The sequence below is a fragment of the Planktotalea arctica genome (assembly GCF_002105285.1).
GTDB classification, from domain to species: Bacteria; Pseudomonadota; Alphaproteobacteria; order Rhodobacterales; family Rhodobacteraceae; genus Planktotalea; species Planktotalea arctica.
In genome coordinates this window covers 156624-177099 of the sequence record NZ_MUHR01000006.1, presented here as the reverse complement: position 1 = coordinate 177099, position 20476 = coordinate 156624, and the positions used below count along the sequence as shown (strand labels likewise).

At 58.7% G+C, this 20476-nt stretch carries 14 protein-coding genes and 1 riboswitch; of the genes, 8 read left to right on the top strand and 6 right to left on the bottom strand.

From position 1 onward, the window contains the following. Positions 1–91: 91 nt before the first annotated feature. The 6 genes from B9P63_RS08140 (at position 92) to B9P63_RS08115 (ending at position 7281) form a co-directional block, all read left to right on the top strand. The gene (locus B9P63_RS08140; protein ID WP_085308059.1) at positions 92–1033 is read left to right on the top strand and encodes an ABC transporter substrate-binding protein; all 942 of its coding nucleotides are present in this window, start codon (positions 92–94) and stop codon (positions 1031–1033) included. Positions 1034–1107: 74 nt separating this feature from the next. Beyond that, complete coding sequence (locus B9P63_RS08135) at positions 1108–2130, top strand: quaternary amine ABC transporter ATP-binding protein (protein ID WP_085308058.1); 1023 nt, start codon at positions 1108–1110, stop codon at positions 2128–2130. Then, positions 2127–4106 (top strand): ABC transporter permease, encoded by a 1980-nt coding sequence (locus tag B9P63_RS08130; RefSeq protein WP_085308057.1) that lies wholly within the window; start codon positions 2127–2129, stop codon positions 4104–4106. Before B9P63_RS08135 ends, B9P63_RS08130 begins: the two co-directional genes overlap by 4 nt. Positions 4107–4356: 250 nt before the next feature. Further along, on the top strand, positions 4357–6153 hold the full coding sequence (locus tag B9P63_RS08125) for an IlvD/Edd family dehydratase (protein ID WP_085308056.1): 1797 nt from the start codon (positions 4357–4359) through the stop codon (positions 6151–6153). A gap of 9 nt (positions 6154–6162) precedes the next feature. Next, positions 6163–6765: a class I SAM-dependent methyltransferase gene (locus B9P63_RS08120; RefSeq protein ID WP_085308055.1), complete on the top strand. Its 603-nt coding sequence runs from the start codon at positions 6163–6165 to the stop codon at positions 6763–6765. A gap of 72 nt (positions 6766–6837) precedes the next feature. Beyond that, positions 6838–7281 carry a rhodanese-like domain-containing protein gene (locus B9P63_RS08115; RefSeq protein WP_085308054.1) on the top strand — a complete coding sequence of 148 codons (444 nt, stop codon included), beginning with the start codon at positions 6838–6840 and terminating at the stop codon, positions 7279–7281. Between the two features lie 68 nt (positions 7282–7349). Here B9P63_RS08115 and gcvP read toward each other — a convergent pair whose 3' ends face one another. From gcvP to gcvT, 3 genes are read right to left on the bottom strand one after another with little or no spacing between them, the layout of a single operon-like run. Continuing rightward, on the bottom strand, positions 7350–10193 hold the full coding sequence (gene gcvP / locus B9P63_RS08110; RefSeq protein WP_085308053.1) for an aminomethyl-transferring glycine dehydrogenase: 2844 nt from the start codon (positions 10191–10193) through the stop codon (positions 7350–7352). Between the two features lie 13 nt (positions 10194–10206). Beyond that, positions 10207–10566 (bottom strand): glycine cleavage system protein GcvH, encoded by a 360-nt coding sequence (gcvH, locus tag B9P63_RS08105; RefSeq protein ID WP_085308052.1) that lies wholly within the window; start codon positions 10564–10566, stop codon positions 10207–10209. A gap of 17 nt (positions 10567–10583) precedes the next feature. Then, positions 10584–11699 carry a glycine cleavage system aminomethyltransferase GcvT gene (gcvT, locus tag B9P63_RS08100; RefSeq protein WP_085308051.1) on the bottom strand — a complete coding sequence of 372 codons (1116 nt, stop codon included), beginning with the start codon at positions 11697–11699 and terminating at the stop codon, positions 10584–10586. A 163-nt stretch (positions 11700–11862) separates the two neighbouring features. Further along, positions 11863–11948: riboswitch (glycine riboswitch) on the bottom strand. A gap of 216 nt (positions 11949–12164) precedes the next feature. On the opposite strand from gcvT, the gene B9P63_RS08095 reads away from it, so the two are divergent. Beyond that, positions 12165–13037 (top strand): isoaspartyl peptidase/L-asparaginase family protein, encoded by an 873-nt coding sequence (locus B9P63_RS08095; protein ID WP_085308319.1) that lies wholly within the window; start codon positions 12165–12167, stop codon positions 13035–13037. A gap of 49 nt (positions 13038–13086) precedes the next feature. On the opposite strand, the gene B9P63_RS08090 is transcribed toward B9P63_RS08095, so the two are convergent. From B9P63_RS08090 to B9P63_RS08080, 3 genes are read right to left on the bottom strand one after another with little or no spacing between them, the layout of a single operon-like run. Beyond that, positions 13087–14817 (bottom strand): Mur ligase family protein, encoded by a 1731-nt coding sequence (locus B9P63_RS08090; RefSeq protein WP_176219122.1) that lies wholly within the window; start codon positions 14815–14817, stop codon positions 13087–13089. Continuing rightward, a complete protein-coding gene (gene cphA, locus B9P63_RS08085; protein ID WP_085308049.1) occupies positions 14810–17695 on the bottom strand; it encodes a cyanophycin synthetase in 2886 nt (961 codons plus the stop codon). Before cphA ends, B9P63_RS08090 begins: the two co-directional genes overlap by 8 nt. Positions 17696–17740: 45 nt before the next feature. Beyond that, on the bottom strand, positions 17741–18571 hold the full coding sequence (locus tag B9P63_RS08080) for a cyanophycinase (RefSeq protein WP_085308048.1): 831 nt from the start codon (positions 18569–18571) through the stop codon (positions 17741–17743). A gap of 291 nt (positions 18572–18862) precedes the next feature. Here B9P63_RS08080 and B9P63_RS08075 point away from each other — a divergent pair, with 291 nt between their 5' ends. Then, positions 18863–20446: an ABC transporter substrate-binding protein gene (locus B9P63_RS08075; RefSeq protein ID WP_085308047.1), complete on the top strand. Its 1584-nt coding sequence runs from the start codon at positions 18863–18865 to the stop codon at positions 20444–20446. Positions 20447–20476 lie beyond the last annotated feature (30 nt).

Below are 20476 nucleotides of genomic sequence, written 5' to 3'. Positions count from 1 at the left end.
GATTCGCAAAAAGCACAGATGCGACGATCCATAGCCAAAGTGGCATCAGACATTCGCGGCGACGAGATCGCGAAGCACAGGGAGAAAAAAAATGAAAAAAACAACAACAGCGCTGGTTGCAGGCGTTCTTGCAGCATTGCCTTTCGCAGGCTTCGCACAAGACAGTAGCGATCCGATCGTGATTCCGATCCACAATTGGTCCAGCCAGATCGTCATGTCCAACGTGGTCGGCCAGATTTTCGAAGCCAACGGCAACAACGTCGAATTCGTCACAACAGACAGCCAGGCGGTCTATGAATCGGTGCGCCTTGGCGATGTGACCCTTGAGATGGAAGTCTGGGAAGGCGCGTTCGGCGCATCCTTCCGCGCGGCCATGGAAAAAGGCGGCATCGTCGATGTCGGGGATCACGACGCAGTAACGCGCGAGGACTGGTGGTATCCGATGTGGACCAAAGACGCCTGTCCCGGCCTGCCGGACTGGAAAGCGCTGAACGAATGCGCCGCGCTGTTTACGACGGCAGAAACCGGCGACAAGGGCCGCTATCTGGACGGTCCTGTCGATTGGCTCAAGCATGGCGCTGAGCGGGTCGAAGCGCTTGATATGAACTTCACCGTAGTCAACGCCGGCTCTGCAGCGGCGCTTTGGGCCGCCATCGGCGCAGCCGAAGCAGACAAGACGCCAATCGTTGTATTCAACTGGACACCAAACTTTGCCGAAGCGGTCTGGCCCGGTGAATTCGTCGAATTCCCCGAGTGGGTCGAGGGCTGCGACAAAGATCCAGCGGTCGGTCCAAACCCGAATGCACTTTATGACTGCGGCAACCCTGCGAAGGGCTACATGAAGAAAGCGGCATGGGAGGGCATGCAAGAGAAATGGCCATCCGCCTACAGCATTCTGGAGCAAATCTCCTTCACCAACCCTCAGATCGCGCAGATGGCCAAGATGGTAGACATCGACGAGATGGAGCCGGAAGAAGCGGCGGAAGTTTGGCTGGAAGAGAATAAAGACGTCTGGTCCGCCTGGGTCAACTAAAACCTAAAGCCGACCATTCTTTCAAAAGCCCCGTTCGATCAAATTCGCGCGGGGCTTCCTATACAGGATTTCCCATGACCGACAGTGCCCCCGTTATTTCCGCCAAGAATGTTTGGAAGATTTTTGGTAATGACCCCGAGGGCTACCTCAAGAAAATGCCCGCGGGACGCAGTTTTGATGACATTCGCAGCGATGGCTATATCGCGGGCGTCAAGGATGTGTCGATCGAGGTTTCGCGCGGCGAGATGTTAGTGATTATGGGCCTTTCGGGTTCTGGCAAATCTACTTTGGTGCGCTGTTTCTCGCGCCTTCACGAAATCACCGGCGGCACCATCGAGGTCGAGGGACAGGACATCATGTCCCTCTCCGAGAAAGAACTGATCGAGCTGCGCCGCAAAAAGATGGGTATGGTGTTCCAGAGTTTCGGCCTGCTTCCGCACCGCACAGTGCTAGAGAATGTGGCCTTTCCACTGGAAATGCGTGGCCAGGACAAACACGAGCGCCGCGAACGCGCACTTGAAGTGATCAAACTGGTCGGCCTTGAGGGGCGCGAGGAGTATTTCCCACGTGAGCTCTCTGGTGGCCAACAACAGCGCGTCGGTATTGCGCGATCCTTGGCGATCGAGCCGGACATCTGGTTCCTGGACGAACCTTTCTCTGCACTCGACCCGCTGATCCGGCGCGAAATGCAGGATGAATTCCTGCGTCTTCAGCAACTTTTGAACAAAACAATCGTCTTTATCACGCACGATTTTGACGAAGCCCTGCGCCTTGCCGATCGCATCGCGATCATGAAGGACGGCGCAGTAGAGCAATGCGGCACCCCCGATCAAATCGTGCTGCACCCAGCCACTGAATATGTGCGCAAATTCACCGAAGAGATCGACAAGGCCCGCGTCGTGCTTGCCGGAACACTGGCCGAGGACGGGTTGGTGGGCGACGGCGCGCCAATCGATGCTGGCGCGTCTGTGCACTCCCTTGCCAAACTGCTTGTTCAGGACACGCGCGACGCCATTCCCGTGCACAAGGATGGCGCGCTCATCGGGGCGATGCGCCGCGAGACGGCTTTGGGCATTCTGGTCGGGGCCGATTTATGAGCGACGCAACGACGCAAGCCCCCGCTGAAATCGCAACTCTCTCGCGCCCTCGCGGCGCAGTACTGCTCGTGTGCATCGCAATCTTTCTGACCGCTCTGCAATACACTGGCCTTTTGCCCGCAGCCCTGCATCGCCTGCCCGAAGCCTTGGTCCCCAACTTTGCCGACTGGCTCGATGCGATCTTCAACTTCGTAAAGGACGATCTGGGGCTTTTGGTGCTCACGCGCTGGCTTACCGAAATCCTGCAATGGTTCCTCGATGTCACTGGCAATCTGTTTTACGGCAAACGCCGCTGGCCCAATATCGGCCCGATCCCTTGGACCGCAATTGCGGCTGCGGCGGCTGTGCTCGGCTACTATCTGGGGGGCTGGAAAATGGCGAGCCTTGCGGCAGCCACATTCATCTGGACCGCCTTGGTCGGCCAGTGGAGCATCGCTATGCAGACCATGTCCGTGCTGGTGATCGCCGCACCAAGCGCCTTCGTGATCGGCCTGTCCCTAGGCATAGCCGCGTGGAAATCCCCCGCGTTTGACAGAGGGCTCAAGCCGGTACTCTCGGTGCTGCAAACCCTGCCCTTCTTCACCTATCTTTTGCCAGCGGTGATCTTTTTCAAGGTCGGCCCAACGGCTGGCGCAGTGGCGACGACGATCTACGCGATCCCGCCGATGATCCTGATGACGACGCTCGGCTTGCAAAAAGTCAGCCCCGAAGTGGTCGAGGCCGGCCATATGAGCGGCTGCACCAAGCTACAACTCTTGCGCCATGTCTACCTGCCCTCTGCGCGCACCGAAATTCTTGTGGGCGTCAATCAGGTGATCATGCTCTGTCTTGCCATGGTGGTTCTGACCGCCTTTATCGGCATGCCTGGCCTTGGCGCGAAACTGCTTGCGATGATGGGCAGTTTCAAACTTGGCCGCTCCTTCGAGATTGGCATCACTATTGTCTTGCTCGCGGTGACGCTGGATCGCATGTCAAAGGCTTGGGTTGCGAAACAACCCGAACATTTCGAGCGCGGCACGCCGTGGTGGCAGCGGCATTTCATGCTGGTGATTGGCACGGCAGCCTTCGTTTTCTTCTGTATCGTGGCGCAGTTTTTTGAACTTGCCTCGGAGATTGGCCGCCGCCAAAGCCTGTCCATGGGTAAAGAAATGGACGTGGCGATCAAGTGGTTCCTCAATATCGAATGGGTCAAAGCCTCGACCCATTTCATGCGCGCCTTCGTGAATGTGCAGATCCTGATCCCGTTCCGCAACTTCCTGCTCTCGATCCCGACGCCTGCGGTCATCCTTTTGGTCACTGCCTTTGCGCTTTGGCTGGGGGGCCGCCGCCAAGCGATCACGGCTGCGATCTTCTTCTCGCTGGTGGCGCTTTCGGGCTGGTGGGACCGCTCGATGATCACGCTCTATTCGGTGATCTCTGCCGTATCCCTCGCGATGCTGCTGGGCCTGCCCATCGCCATCCTCGCTGCGCGCTCGGAAAAATGGTCCAAGCGGATGCTACTGGTTTGCGACACCGCGCAAACCTTTCCCAGCTTCATCTACTTGATCCCTGCGATTATGCTCTTTGGCATCACAGATATCGCGGTGATCTTCTCGATCCTGATCTTCGCCATGGTGCCGCTGATCCGCTACACGATCGAGGGGCTGCGCACGGTTCCACTGGAAGTCATCGAGGCCGCTGAAATGTCTGGTGCAACGCGGATGCAAAGGTTGATCAAGGTCGAGCTTCCCCTCGCGCTACCGACCATGGCCGTGGGCTTCAATCAGGCGATCATGTTCGCCTTCTTCATGGTCATCATCGCGGCCTTCATTGGCACGCAAGACTTGGGCCAAGAGTTGCAACGCACCCTTGCTGGCACCGATCTGGGCAAAAACTTTGTTCTGGGCATCTGCGTGTCATTGATGGCTTTGACCTTCGATCTCACGATCCTGAAATGGTCATCGGATCGCAAACGGCTGTTAGGACTTGGCGAATAGAGAGCTGATTTAACGTGGCCGGGCCAATCTCGGTTTGGGATAGATCAGACTAGCTGTAGCCCCTGCTGAGCCGGCAGCCAGCAGGGGAGGCTGACACCGCGCAATCGGCCTCTTTTGAGCGCTGTTTTGTGTTAGCGCAATCACTTCAATCTCGACAAATCACCGCGCACATGGTCAATAGGCAACAACGCGCACGCAGGTGACAGCATAGGGCTTTGCAGCGCAACCAACCGCTTTGAAGGATCCAGATATGACCAAAATGCCCCCAGAAAACCTTCGTTCGCGTCAGTGGTTCAACAATCCCGAAAATCGCGAAATGACGGCGCTGTATCTAGAGCGCTACCTGAATTACGGGCTGACCCGCGAAGAGCTGCAAGGGGGCAAGCCGATCATCGCGATTGCCCAGACCGGCAGCGATCTATCGCCCTGCAACCGCCATCATATCGAGCTGGCCAAGCGCGTGCGCGACGGCATTATCGCGAGCGGCGGCGTGCCTTTGGAAATGCCTGTGCATCCGATCCAAGAAACGGGCAAACGCCCCACGGCTTCGCTAGATCGCAACCTCGCCTATCTTGGTTTGGTCGAGACGCTTTATGGCTATCCCGTCGATGGCGTCGTGTTGACGATTGGCTGTGACAAGACGACCCCTGCCCTGCTGATGGCCGCCGCAACGGTTAATATTCCAGCGATTGCATTGTCCGTTGGACCCATGCTGAACGGCTGGTGGGACGGTGAGCGCGCGGGCTCTGGCACGGTGATATGGAAAGCGCGTGAAAAGTTGGCCTCAGGCGAAATTGACGAAGACGGTTTCATGGAAATCGCGGCGGCCTCTGCCCCCTCTGTGGGCTATTGCAACACCATGGGCACAGCCACGACGATGAATTCTCTGGCCGAAGCACTTGGCATGCAATTGCCGGGAAGCGCCGCGATTCCAGCGCCTTATCGCGAACGTGGGCAGATCAGCTATGAAACGGGCAAACGCATCGTGGATATGGTCTGGGACGATCTGCGCCCTTCGGACATCATGACACGCGACGCCTTCGAGAATGCAGTCGTGGTCAATTCAGCCATTGGCGGCTCGACCAACGCGCCGATCCATCTCAACGCGATTGCACGGCATTTGGGCGTGGCTCTGGACAATGACGACTGGCAAACCCTGGGCCACAAAATTCCGCTTCTGGTTAACCTTCAGCCTGCGGGCAAATATCTTGGCGAGGACTTTCACCGCGCGGGCGGCGTGCCTGCCGTGATCAGCGCGCTCCTGTCCGAGGGCCTGCTACCGCATCCCGATGCGGTTACAGCGAACGGCAAGAGCATCGCCGAGAACTGCGCGCTGCGCCCCTCTACCAATGACGATGTGATCCTGCCCATTGCGGCCCCGCTCAAGGCCGATGCGGGCTTCATCAACCTCAAGGGCAATCTGTTTGACAGCGCTATCATGAAGACCTCCGTCATCAGCCCCGCGTTTCGCGCGGCCTACCTCAGCAATCCGGATGACCCCAACGCCTTTGAAGGTCGCGCGGTCGTGTTCGACGGGCCTGAGGATTATCACCACCGCATCGACGATCCCGCCGAAGCGATTGACGCGCGCTGCATTCTCGTGATGCGCGGCGCAGGTCCCAAGGGCTATCCGGGCGGCGCGGAAGTGGTGAACATGCGCGCGCCTGCGTATCTTTTGAAGGCGGGCGTCGAAGCCCTTCCTTGCATAGGCGACGGGCGTCAATCGGGCACGTCAGGCTCTCCTTCAATCCTGAACGCAGCGCCCGAAGCACCTGATAACGGCGGATTAGCCGTGCTGCGCACCGGCGATATGATCCGCATCGACCTTAATGAGTTCAGCGCCAACATCATGATTTCAGATGAAGAATTCAACGCACGGCGCGATACGCTGGTTGCGAACGGCGGTTTTCCAATCCCTGCAAGCCAGACTCCATGGCAGCAGTATTTCCGCGAATTGGTCGAACCTTTCGACAAGGGGATGACATTGCGCGGCGCGGACGATTACAAAGATGTGGCGCGCAAAGGCATGCCGCGCGACAATCACTAAGGCCACCCCATGCCAGCAACACCCGAGCCTTTGCGCGTCGATTTCGTCAGCGGCGCTGTCGCGCATCGCCTGCGCTTTGGCGGTGGGCGCGGTCAGGCCATCGCCAAGGCGATGGGTCTGCGCGCGGGCAAGACGCCGCACATCACCGATGCAACGGCGGGGCTTGGGCGCGACGCCTTCTTGCTGGCCTCGCTCGGAGCACAAGTGACCTTGATCGAGCGCAGTGAAAAGATGCACGCGCTGCTCGCGGACGGCATGGCGCGCGCGCATGATGCGGGGGGCGATTTTCGCGATATCATCGCCCGCATGACGCTTTTGCACGGTGATGCAAAAGACCTGCTGCCCACATTGTCCCCCGAAGCGGTGCTGATTGATCCGATGCACCCGCCGCGCAAAAACTCTGCGCTTGTGAAGCGCGAACTGCGCCAGGTGCGCGAGATCGTCGGCACCGATCCCGACGCCGCCGATCTGCTGCGCACCGCGCTTCAGCATGCGCGCAATCGGGTCGTGCTGAAATGGCCCGCCAAGGGCGATCCGATCGAAGGTGTGCGCCCCTGCTCGCATCAAATCCTAGGAAAATCAACGCGCTACGATGTGTTCATGCTTGCGTGATTTCATTTGATTTGCCGAGGGACACCTTGGGCGTTAGGTTGCCTCAACCCATCAGCCAAAGGACGGACCCGAATGCTGCGCTGCCTTTTCCTGAGCTTTCTTTTACTGATCACCACGCCGCTGGCCGCAGAGCCAAGCATCATTTCCGCGCCCGACGCCTTTTCGGCAAGCAGCGCAGGCGAAATGATCCTCGTAGACATTCGCAGCCCCGCGGAGTGGGTGGAAACCGGCGTCGCAGAAGGTGCCATCGCGCTCACTATGCACGATCCGGCTTTTCCCAAGCAAATCAGCGCCTTGCTTAACGCAAACAAGGACCAACCGGTCGCTCTGATCTGCGCAACGGGCGGGCGCACGCAATATGTGGTGTCCTTCTTGGCAAAGAACGGTTTTCCCGACGTGATCGATGTTTCGGAGGGCATGTTCGGCAACGCCCGTGGCCCCGGCTGGATCGCGCGCGGCCTGCCTTTGATCGCCGCTAAAGAAGCGCAGGCAGCGTATCGAAGCCTGCTGAAGTAATAGCATCAAAAGCGAGCCGCGTTGATCAAAATTTAAGAGCCGCCCATCACAGGCGGCTCTCTCAATCGTTACTCCGCTGCAACCGCGTAGTCTTCCATCGGCGGGCACGTGCAGGTCAGATTGCGATCCCCCCAGACATTGTCGACGCGGTTCACAGGCGGCCAGTATTTATCCACGCGGAAAGCCCCGGGAGGGAAGCAACCGGTCTCGCGCGTGTAGGGCCGATCCCAGTCTTTCACCAAGTCCTCCATCGTGTGCGGCGCGTTGCGCAGCGGGCTGTTGTCTACCTCCATATCGCCATCCTCGATCTGTTTGATCTCGGCGCGGATCGCCAGCATGGCGTCGCAGAAGCGGTCCAGCTCGGCTTTGGTTTCGGACTCTGTGGGCTCGATCATCAGCGTACCCGCCACGGGCCAGCTCATCGTTGGGGCGTGAAAACCGCAATCAATCAAACGCTTGGCGATATCATCCACAGTTACATGCGCGCTGTCGGCGAAGGGGCGCGTGTCGATAATGCACTCGTGCGCGACGCGCCCTGTGGGGCCTTTGTAGAGCACCTCGAACGCGCCCTCGAGGCGTTTAGCAATGTAGTTGGCGTTCAGGATCGCGACGCGCGTGGCCTGTGTTAGCCCCTCGCCGCCCATCATCAAACAGTAGGCCCATGAGATCGGCAGCAAAGACGGCGAGCCGAAGGGCGCGGCAGAAACAGCCCCCTCACCGCCGTTGGGATCACCGGGCAGATGCGCGATCAAGTGGGATTTAACGCCAATCGGCCCCATGCCCGGACCACCGCCGCCATGCGGGATGCAGAAGGTCTTGTGCAGGTTGAGGTGAGAAACATCGCCGCCCAGATCACCGGGGCGCGACAGGCCGACCATGGCGTTCATGTTCGCTCCGTCAATATAGACTTGGCCGCCGTTATCATGGGTGATCTTGCATACGTCGATCACGGTTTCCTCGAACACGCCATGCGTGGATGGATAGGTGATCATGCAAGCGGCAAGGTTGTCCTTATGCTCTGCCACTTTGGCGCGGAAATCATCAAGGTCGATATCACCGCGCGCATCGCATTTCACGGGGACCACCTTCCAGCCCACCATCTGCGCAGAGGCAGGGTTGGTGCCATGTGCATTCATCGGGATGATGCAAATGTCGCGTTGCCCCTGCCCTTGTGCACGGTGATAGCTGGCAATGCTGAGAAGCCCTGCATATTCACCCTGAGCGCCTGAATTGGGCTGCATGGAAATCGCATCATAGCCCGTCACATCACAGAGTTTGGCGCTTAGATCGTCGATCATCTCATAATAACCCGCCGCCTGATCCTTGGGGATATAGGGGTGTAGCAAGGAAAACTCGTCCCAGCTAACGGGCATCATCTCAGCGGCGGAATTGAGCTTCATCGTGCAAGAGCCAAGCGGGATCATCGCACGGTCGAGCGCAAGGTCGCGGTCCGCAAGGCGGCGCATGTAGCGCATCATTTCCGTTTCAGCGCGGTTCATGTGGAACACAGGATGCGTGAGGAAATCGGAAGTGCGGATCAGCTTTTCGGGCATGTGGTAATGCGGCGTGTAATCCTTGTCCTCTTGGCGCAGACCAAAGGCGCGCCAAACGGCTTCAATGGTTTCAGAGCGCGTGCGCTCGTCCAGCGTGATCCCCACTTTGGTTGTGCCCACAGCGCGCAGGTTGATGCCCTCGTCCACCGCAGATTTCATCACCGCTGATTGCAGCGGACCGACATCGACAGTGATGGTGTCGAAAAAGGCCGTTGGCTCGGATACGAAACCCGCCATGCGCAGCCCTTCTGCCAAGCGCGCAGTTTTACGGTGAATGCGCTGCGCGATGGCTTTGAGGCCCTCAGGCCCGTGAAACACCGCATAAAAGCCCGCCATAACCGCAAGCAAGGCCTGCGCCGTGCAGACGTTCGATGTCGCTTTTTCGCGTCGGATATGCTGCTCGCGGGTTTGCAGGCTAAGGCGATAGGCGCGGTTGCCATGGCTGTCGATCGACACACCGACAAGGCGCCCAGGCATGTTGCGCGCATAGGCTTGCTTGGTCGCCATATAGGCCGCGTGAGGGCCACCGTAGCCAACGGGAACGCCAAAGCGCTGCGTGGATCCAACCGCAATGTCTGCGCCCATCGCACCCGGTTCCTTGAGTAATGTCAAAGCCATAGGGTCCGCCGCCATGATCGCAATCGCTTTGCTCGCGTGCAGTTTGGCAATGTCGTCGGTGAAGTCGCGCAAATGGCCATAAGTGCCTGGGTATTGGAAAATTGCACCGAACACGGCCGCGGCATCCATGTCCTCGACCCGGCCGATCGTCACATCGATACCCAGGGGCGCGGCGCGGGTTTTCATCACGGCGATGTTTTGCGGGTGGCAATTCTCGTCGATGAAGAAGCCTTTGACTTTGGATTTGGACACGCGCTGCGCCATAGTCATCGCCTCTGCGCAGGCGGTTGCCTCGTCCAGAAGGGATGCGTTGGCAATTTCAAGCCCTGTCAGATCGCTGACCATGGTTTGAAAGTTCAAAAGCGCCTCAAGACGCCCTTGGGAAATTTCCGGCTGATAGGGCGTGTAGGCCGTGTACCATGCAGGATTTTCAAAGATATTGCGCTGGATTGCGGGCGGCGTAACTGTTCCGTGATAGCCCTGCCCGATCAACGAGGTCAGCACTTTGTTCTTTTGCGCGACCTGCTTCATGTGATGCAGCAATTCGCGCTCGGACTTGGGCTTGCCAAAATCGAGCGGCACCTGCTGGCGGATCGATTTTGGCAGTGTGTCATCGATCAGCGCATTGAGGTCTTTCGCCCCCACCACATCCAGCATCTGCGCCATTTCAGAGGGCGATGGACCAATGTGACGGCGGTTCGCAAAATCATAAGGCAGATAGTCGGTGGGGGTGAACGTCATTTTGATCTCTCTCTTAAGCGATGAATTTCTTGTAACCGGCTTCGTCCATAAGATCGTCCATCTGGGATGGATCGGACGGCTCGATCTTGAAGAACCAACCTGCGCCAATGGCGTCCTCATTGGCCAGCGCGGGGTTCTCGGCAAGCGCCTCGTTCACCTCGACAATTTCGCCATCAATAGGCGCAAGAATGTCGGAGGCCGCTTTTACGCTCTCGATCACCACGATCTCTTCGTCCTTGGTAACGGTCGTACCGACTTCGGGCAGTTCGACAAAGACGATATCGCCCAATTGAGTCGTCGCGTGCTCGGTGATGCCGACGACGACGCCGTCGTCTTCAACGCGTAGCCATTCGTGTTCTTCAGTGTATTTCATGGAGAGTCTCCCGTGAGTTATCGTTTGAAATTGGCCGCTGTGAAGGGCAGCTTGGCGATCGTAAGTGGCAAACGCTTGCCGCGCAATTCCCCAAATACCGTTGTGCCGACCTCGCTGTGCGCGCGGTCGACAAGCCCCATGGCGACGGGGCCGCCGACGCTGGGTCCAAAGCCGCCAGAGGTGATCGCGCCGATCTGCGCGCCGCCCTCAGCACTGGCAAAAAGCGCGACGCCTTCGCGCATCGGCGCACGGCCCTCGGGAAGCAATCCAACACGTTTGCGCGGTGCGCCTTGCTCCAGTTGCCCTAAAATGATGTCTGCTCCGGGAAAGCCGCCCGCGCGCGCGCCGCCGCTACGGCGTACTTTCTGGATCGCCCAGCTTAACGCGCCCTCAACGGGCGTCGTGCTTGCGTCAATGTCATGGCCATACAGGCAAAGCCCACCTTCAAGGCGCAGGGAATCGCGCGCGCCAAGACCGATGGCCTCTACGTCACCGTGCGCCAGCAAGGCTTCGGCCAAAGCGACCGCATCCGCCTCGGCAACGGAAATTTCATACCCGTCCTCGCCCGTGTAACCTGATCGAGACACCCAGCACTCAGCCCCGTTCAGCGATAGCGTCGCCACATCCATGAAACGCATAGTCGCCGCCTTTGGATCAAGCGCGCTCAGCACCGCTTGCGCACTCGGACCTTGCAACGCCAGAAGCGCACGATCCGTCACGGGCGTCACGCTTACATCAGGCTCCAGATGCGCCTTCATATGGGTAATATCCGCATCCTTGCAGGCGGCGTTCACCACGATGAAAATATGATCGCCGCGATTGGCCAGCATCAGATCATCCATGATCCCGCCTGCCGCGTTGGTGAACATGCCATAGCGCTGACGATCAAGGCCAAGCCCTTCGATATCAACGGGAATAAGCCGCTCCAACGCCGCGGCCGCGCCTGTGCCAGAGACCTTCACCTGCCCCATGTGACTGACATCGAACAGCCCCGCCCGCTCGCGCGTTTGGATATGTTCCTTCATCACCCCCAGCGGATATTGCACCGGCATGGAATAGCCCGCGAAGGGCACCATCTTGGCACCAAGCGCAACATGCAGATCGTGCAAAGGCGTCTCAAGCAATTCAGACATCTACGGCCCTTTCCCAAATTCGGACCGGCTGCGCTGAAAATCGGCAAACGGCACCACACTTTGCCAAGCGAATCCTCTCGCCGGCGTGATGCCCCCTCTGTCTTTTGGCCTGAGATCGCTATCCCTTCGGCGGACGCATATCGCGCCTCTCTCCAGAGTGTTCGTAACGGCATCGGTCCTTGGGCCTGAGAGTTTCCGGGGCGGTTGCTCCTTCGGCACCAGCAGCGCTGGTTCTCCCGATGTCGATGATTGCGATTTGTGGTGATGCTCGCAGATTTGTCAACACGAATACGCAAGCTGCAGCGCACCTTTGCACGGACCTAGCAAACCTTAGGCGCGATCAAGCCCTTCAAATGCTGCGCATTTTTCATTATGAAACGGGATCAAGAAAAATCGACGGCACGCAAAGCGGCCTGTCTGCGCATCGCTTTAAGAAACGCCAGCCGCTCTATTCAGGACAAAAACATGACATACGCATTGGTACTTCACGGCGGGGCCGGTGCACGGCCAGGTACAGATTATACGACGCAAAAGGCGGATCTGACACGTTTGATCATCGCGGGGCAGGAAAAGCTGCGCGCGCGCCAATCGGCCTTGGACGTTGTGGTCTGGGCCGTGGAAGCGCTCGAGGCCTCGGGTCTATATGTGGCGGGAAAAGGCTCTGCACCCAACTCGACGGGCGGATTCGAGCTTGATGCCTCGCTTATGCACGGCCCCCAGCGGCGCGCAGGGGCAGTTGCTGCAATCGAAGGGATCAAAAGCCCGATTCGCGCAGCTCGGGCTGTGCTTGAAGATGGACACCATGTAATGCTCGCCGGGCTTGGCGCGCAAAACGCCGCCAAAGCAAGCGGTTTGAGCGAAATCACTGATCCGCTCGCCTATTACACGGAACATCTGTCACACGGCTCCGCAGACAGCGCGAACCATGGAACCGTTGGTGCTGTGGCGCTCGATTTGCACGGCGAACTTGCCGCAGGCACCTCTACGGGCGGTACCTTTGGCAAGCGCGCAGGCCGCGTCGGCGATACGCCAATCATCGGGGCTGGCACATGGGCCGACGAAACCGTTGCCGTTTCCTGCACCGGCCTTGGCGAAGCATTCATGCGCACCGCAAGCGCCTATGACGTCTCAGCAAGAATGCGTTACGCGAACACGCCATTGCAGAGCGCGAGCCGGCAAGTTCTGGATGAAGTCGCACGCTTTGGCGGCGATGGCGGGCTTATCGCAATCGATGCGAAGGGCAGCATTTCAATGCCCTATAACAGCCACGTTATGAAGCGCGCCGCCGTGTCCAGCACGCTTGCCCCCGTCGTACGCGTGTTCGAGCCGGAGCCATGATGTCCAGCCTAATGGGTCCAAGCTTGTGGCCCGTTTCTAAGGCGCAGCCCTAAAGCGGCAAAGGCTGTCCCGCTTGCCACCCCGACAGGCGCAAGCGCTCCAGAAGCGCCATGGTCTGCACACGGCTGTCGTGCAACAGCAGCGCGAGGAAATCACCCTTGCGCGCCCATTCAAGCGATTTGAGCACGGCCTTATATTCGGTTTCCGTCTCGAGGATATTATCCTCGCCTGCCCCGAGCCTGCGCAACTCAGCGCTCATCACCTCGCTCAACTGACCAAGGGGACGCCCGCGCAGCAATGTGGGCAACTCGGCAACCACGACCATATCCGGCTCGAACGTCCACAGCGCACGGATCATATCGCAGGTATCTGCATCGCTGCGATCCCCCGCTTGCCCGGCGATCACCAGCCTGCGCTCTGCGGGAATAGATTTGATTGCAGGGGCCAAAGCCAAAAGACCGTGAGGGTTATGGGCGAAATCGATCAGCAGGGTCAGCCCGCCAAGCTCGATGTAATTGCCGCGCCCCGGGTTTTCCTCGGGCGTATCGGTAAAGCCCCGAAGCCCCTCGCGCATCGCCGCGAGCGGCAGGTCCAAAGCATCAGCAAGGCAAATCGCACCAAGCGCGTTGTAAACATTGAACTGCGCCGCGCCGCCCAGCGCAGGCACGAAATCATCCACGGCCAGAACCGCAGCCACACCGCCATCGCGCGCGAGCATCATCTGCCCGCCAGAAACGAAGGCGGCACGCCCGCCGCTTGCGATCCAGACATCGAGCAGGGGTTGCTCGAACGTAGGGGCGAACCAGGTGATCGCACCGTCAAACCCTGCACTTCGCGCAACAAGTTCGTGATCATCTGCGTTCAAAACCAATCGCCCACTCGGGCGCACCGCTTGCGAAAGTTGAAACTTCGCATCGGCCAACGCAGCCAAGTCCATGATCCCGTAGGACCCCAAATGATCGGCGGCAATATTGGTAAGCAGGCAAACATCCGCGCGCGGAACGGGCAAGCCGCGGCGCATCAGCCCTCCGCGCGCCGTTTCAATAACAGCCAGTTCCACCCGTGGATCACGCAGCGCCAAGCGCGCGCCTGCGGGGCCTGAATAATCCCCCTCATCCAGAATATCGCCCCCGACGCGCACCCAATCGCTTGACGACAGGCCGACGCATTTTCCCGCCGCCGCGCCGATTGCAGCGGCCAGCCTGACGGTCGTGGATTTACCGTTGGTGCCTGTGACCATGGCAACCGGGATATCGTGCAAAGCGTCCCAATCCACATCGTCGGGCGCAGGTAGATCTGTGATATCGAAGACTTTGCCGCCCCGCCCCATGCCGAGCGAAATCTTGTCGTCATGCCCGAGATAGGTGACGCCGCGCACCCCAGCCGCCTGCGCCAGCGCGACTTCCTTGGGCGATCGTTCTGCTGCAATGCGCGGCGTGACGGCACGCGCTGCAGCCTCGATATCGAACGTGTGCCCAGCCATACGGGCCAAACATGCCGCCCAAGAGGTCTCGAGCAGCTCTGTCGCCGCGTAAAGCGCATCTGTGGGCGCGCTGATTTGCAACGTGGCCCCACCCTCGAAGGCGCGCAGTGCGATCTTGCTATCAGGCCAGCCGACGGCGTCCAGTAAATCACGCGCCGCCGCGCGCCACAGCGCCATGACCAAACCTTTGCCGTCATCGCCAATGCGGGCTTCGGCGGCGGCGCCATGTGCGCTCATCAGGAAATTTGCGCCGCTCAACCGGCGTGTGTTGGCAAGCTCGGCCCCGGTCTCAATCACCGTCTTCCTCCTGTGTGTCCACAAGGCGCACGCCGCGCGCATCGCGGATCATGCGCATACCGCCCAAGAGAATATTCTCGGGCACCTGCGGCGCACCCTCCACCGGCGTTGCGCCCGCAAGCGGATCGGGCGCGCTTTGGTCATGATCGCCGCCTTGGCCAGTCACGTCTGCGCCCCCGTTTGCACCAGAGCCATCGCCCATGCTTGCATCCAGAGCATCCTGAGGGCGGTTAAAGTAAATGATCTGCTTCCAAGTGCGCGCTATGTTGTCGCCAAAGACCAACAACAGATCATCCGCTTGCCCGTGTTGCAATGCAGCCTCGACCGCTTGAGTTTCGTCGGGAATAATCTCGATGCACTCTTTGGGCACGCCGCATTCGATCAAGGTCTTGCTCAGCAATTCAGGCACTTCGGCATTACCGCGCCCACGGCGGTTGTCATCAGCGCGGCAAATATAGTGATCAAACTTGCCCGCGACCGTATGCGCAGCGGCCACGATGTCTTCGTCGCGTCGATCCCCCGGCATCGAGAAGCAAAGCAATTTGCGTCCTTTGGGCTCCAGTTGGGTGCATAGCTTGGTCATCGCATTGATCGCGGCGGGGTTATGGCCATAATCCAGAATAACCTTGAACGGATGTTCCTCATATACGTTCAAACGTCCGGGGGCCTGAAAATACGAGGTCGCAAAAGTGCGCAGTCCTTGGCGGATATCTTCGAGTGATTTGCCCATCGAGTAGCAAATCGCCGCTGCGAACATCGCGTTTTGCACATTGTGCATCGCTTTACCGTCGATGGTTGCCGGGATCAGATGGGTCCACATCAACTGGATATTCGAAGAATTCTCGTAGATCGTGATCATATGTCCGTTCATGCCCTGTTCGAGCACTATCGCGCGCCCACCGATGCGCACGTGTTCGCGCACCAGCGGGTGATTGGCGTTCATGGTGACGTAGCAAATATGATCCGCCTGCGTGTGGCTGGCCATCTTCAGGCACAGCTCGTCATCCGCGTTCAGAACCGCCGTGTCTCGCGCCACTTCGACGACGATACGCTTGACGCGGGCAAGGTCTTCGACGGTTTCGACACCTTTGAGGCCAAGGTGATCCGCGTCGATGTTCAGCACCGCACCCACATCACAGCGCTCATAGCCCATGCCACTGCGCAGCAATCCACCGCGCGCCGTTTCCAGAATAGCCGCGTCCACCGTTGGATCACGCAGGATCATCTGCGCCGCACGCGGTCCAGTCAAATCACCTTTGACCGTCAGATTGCCGTCTATATAAACGCCATCCGTCGTGGCCAAACCTACGGTATTGCCGCTCAGCTTGTGAATATGCGCAACCATGCGCGACACGGTCGTCTTGCCATTGGTGCCGGTGATCGCGGCGATAGGAACGCGGCTGGGCGTGCCAGCGGGAAAGAGCATTTCCATTACCGCGCCGGCAACGTCACGTGACTTGCCCTCGCTTGGGGCGACGTGCATGCGAAAGCCCGGAGCAGCGTTCACTTCGCATATGCCCGAATTAATGTCCTTGTAGGATTGCGAAATATCCGCTGACAGAAAATCAACGCCGCCGATATCCAGCCCGATCGCCTTGATCGCGCGCTCTGCCATGTTGCGGTTGTCCGGATGCACGATATCGGTGACATCCACCGCCGTGCCCCCCGTGGAGAGGTTCGCGGTCGAGCGCAGGAACACCACCTCTTTATCTTTGATCACATCAGCGGCGCAGTACCCGACCTCGGCCAGATGGTCTTCGGCGGTCTTGTCCAGCTCTAGCCGCGTCAGCACCTTTTCATGCCCGACGCCGCGGCGCGGATCGGAGTTGACGATCTCGATCAGTTCCGCGGCGCTATGTTTGCCGTCGCCCACAATATGCCCCGGTACCCGCTTGGACACGGCCTCAAGTTTGCCGTCGATCACCAACATCCGATGATCGAGGCCCTCAATGAAGGTCTCCACGATAACCGTGCGCCCGCGCTTGTTATGAACGAGCGCGAATTCGAATGCCTCTGCCACCGCTTCGCCCGTCTTGAGATTGATCGAAATCCCGTTGCCATGATTGCCGTCCAAAGGTTTGACGACGACCGGATAACCGATGCGCTCCGCCGCACTTACTGCCGCTGGCGCATCGCTTACCGCAATCTGGCGCGGCACTGGCAGGCCAAGATCGCCCAAAATACGGTTGGTGGCTTTTTTGTCCGAGGCCAGATCGGTCGCGATATAATCGGTTTCGGAGGTAATCGTCGCCTGAATGCGCTTTTGGTATTTTCCGTAGCCAAGCTGGATCAGACTGTATTCATTCAGCCGCATCCAGGGAATATCACGTGCAATGGCCGCGTTGACCAGCGAAGCGGTGGATGGCCCCAGCGCTTTGCGCTGCGCGGCGCGAATGAACTTTTCGCGCTCCGCGGTATAATCAAATCCTTCCACGCGCTCGCTATTTTCGAGCAGATGATCCGGCAACAGGTTGTGAATAAAATCCAGCGCAAGCTGGCTGGCGTGCAGGCCGACCTCTTCTTGCTCGTATTGGAACACCATGTTGTAGAGACCGCTCTCGCCTGCGCCGCGCGTGCGCCCGAAGGTGACGTCCAACCCTGCAACGTTTTGCAACTCGATCGACATATGTTCCCAGATATGGGCCATCCACGTGCCCTCGTCCTCGCGCAGACGGCGAATAAACCCGCCATGTTCGCGGTACGAGCAGCCGTGCTCTGCTAGGCCGGGCAAAGCGTCCAGAAGCTGCTCGATAAAATCCTCTCCGATTTTCGCAGAGGGCCAGTCTTCCAGAATACCGATATCAACCACATGTCGAATGACCGGGAACTTTGCATAAATGTTAGGACCTCGAAAAACGGATGTTTCAAGAATCTTCATGCAAGTTCCCCTTTTTGTTCAGATGTTAGGCAGATATCGCGCGCGTCACGGTCCTGCGCTTGGAAAGGCACGGCGCGTATTTAGATCATAGCGATCCCCAGCGAGAAGGATATGCAGCTTTAGACCGATAAGTCCAACGGCAGCGCCTGTCTGGGCATCGGCCATAGACGAAAACTCCAGCTCGGATGGATCAACGATAGTCAATCCGCCGCTGCCAAAGACCTCGATCACATCATCAGGTCCGATAAACGCCGCTGTATCTTCGTCGACGCCGACCCCCGTCGCGAAGGGATTATAGGCCAATGCCGTCATCAAACGTCCCAGCCGGTCACGTTCGCGAAAATGCTGATCGACGATCACCCGGTTGGTCAACCCGAGACCCGGTGACAGCGATGCCATGCCGCGTTTGGGCGTGCCACCTGATTTACCGATCGCAATCATATGCTCGCACACGAAAGCGGCACCTGCCGAAGTACCCGCAATATGCACGCCCCGCGCATTGGCCGCACGCAGCGCCTTGGCCGCCAAAGTGCCACCGATGGTCGTGGCCAGCCGAAGCTGGTTGCCACCGGTAAAAAATATTCCTGTGGCAGCATTCAGCTTTTCAAGAAACTTGGGGTCTGCGCAATCCGCGCGCGTCGCAAGGTCAACAATTTCGATGTCGCTGACGCCCAACTGGCCAAAGACGTCCTGCGTGCGTTGCCCCGCAGTATCCAGTTGCGAGGCAGTGGGAATGATCACCATGCGCGCATCCGCGCCGCCGCTCAATTCAACAAAGCGTTGAAGAATAGTGGAGGAGCGCACTTTCTTGTCGCCCCCGCCGATCGGGATGATCCATCCACGCTGCATGGTCTTGGTCGGTTGAGCCGGGCACATCGATACGATTCTTTCCAATTTACGAGCTCTGCACCTGTCGGGGCAAATCACGCGCGTGTCCACAGCCAACACGGTCGCCTTGCAGCGAATAGGTGAAATTCACGAGCAAACCTGTCTGAATGGGGAGGAAAGAGCGATAAATACGCAAACGCTGGACACAGCCTATCGCGACACCCGATCGATCATGCACGCCCCGTCAAATGGCGAAATCTGCATGCGCACCACACGACCCCTTGCCATTCGCGCAGAATAATCCATTTTTGGAGGATAAATCTGAACAGGGGAATCTCGATGAAACTGACGATGGCAACCATGCTTGGCGCTTTGCTGATCTCTACGGCAGCGCCCATTAGCGCGGAAACGCTCCGCTGGGCGCGCTCCGGCGATGCTTTGACGCTCGATCCGCACGCGCAAAACGAAGGTCCGACACATACAATCCGTCACCAGATGTATGAGCCGCTGATCATCCGCGACATTTCTGGCGCGTTCGAGCCAGCGCTCGCAACCGATTGGGCACCCAAAGCCGGTGATCCGACGGTTTGGGTCTTCAACCTGCGCCAAGGCGTGAAATTCCACGATGGTGCGGATTTCACATCCGAGGACGTCGTGTTCAGCTTCGAGCGCGCGAAACAGCCCAACTCGGACATGAAAGAGCTGATTGGCTCGATCACCGAAGTACGCGCCGTGGGCGAGTATTCGGTCGAGATCGTCACCGACGGCCCGAACCCGATCCTGCCCTCCAACCTGACCAACCTGTTCATGATGGACAAAGGTTGGACCGAGGCGAACAACACCGTCAACGTGCAGGACTTCGAGGGCGGCGAAATCACATTCGCCACCACCAACGTAAACGGCACAGGTCCCTACGTTCTCTCCAATCGCGAGCCTGACGTGAAAACCGTCATGACGCGTAACGAAGCCTATTGGGGCCGCGATCAGTTCCCACTCGAAGTGAGCGAAATCGTCTACACGCCGATCCAGAACGCCGCAACGCGCGTCGCTGCGATGCTTTCGGGCGAGATCGATTTCCTGCAAGACATGCCCGTACAAGACCTTGAGCGCGTGAATGCAGTCGATGGCCTTGTGGTCAAGCAAGCACCGCAGAACCGCGTCATCTTTTTCGGGATGAACCAGGGCGCGGCTGATATCGAGGGTGACAACGTCGATGGTGCCAACCCGCTCGCAGATGTGCGCGTGCGCAAGGCGATGTCCATGGCAATCAATCGCGATGCGATCCGCCAGGTTGTGATGCGCGGCCAGAGCGCGCCTGCGGGCATGATCGCACCGCCCTTCGTGAATGGCTGGACGGCTGAAATGGACGCGGAATCCTCCACGGACATCGAAGGCGCCAAGGCGTTGATGGCCGAAGCTGGCTATGGCGATGGTTTCTCCATCCGCCTCGATTGCCCGAATGACCGTTATGTCAACGATGAAGGCATCTGTCAGGCGGCCGTCGGCATGCTTGGCCAGATCGGCGTCAAGGTGAACCTCGATGCCAAGCCGAAGGCGCAGCACTTCCCGCTGATCACCGATGGCAAAACCGATTTCTACATGCTCGGTTGGGGCGTTCCGACCTACGATTCCGAATATGTGTTCAACTTTCTGGTGCACAGCCGCGAATCTGACATCGGCACGTGGAACGGCACCGGTTTTGCCGATGCGGATCTGGACGGCATGATCAAATCGCTGGCCTCCAACACCGATCTGGACGCGCGTAACGCAGATATCGCTAAAATCTGGCGTGTTGTGCAGGACGAGCAGCTCTACATTCCGATCCACCATCAGGTTCTGAACTGGGGCATGTCCGAAAAAGTCGGCATCGAAGTTGATGCAGAGGATCAGCCAAAAGTGAAATACTTCACAATGTCGAAGTAATTGCGAAATTGCGGCGCGCCGTCAGGACTT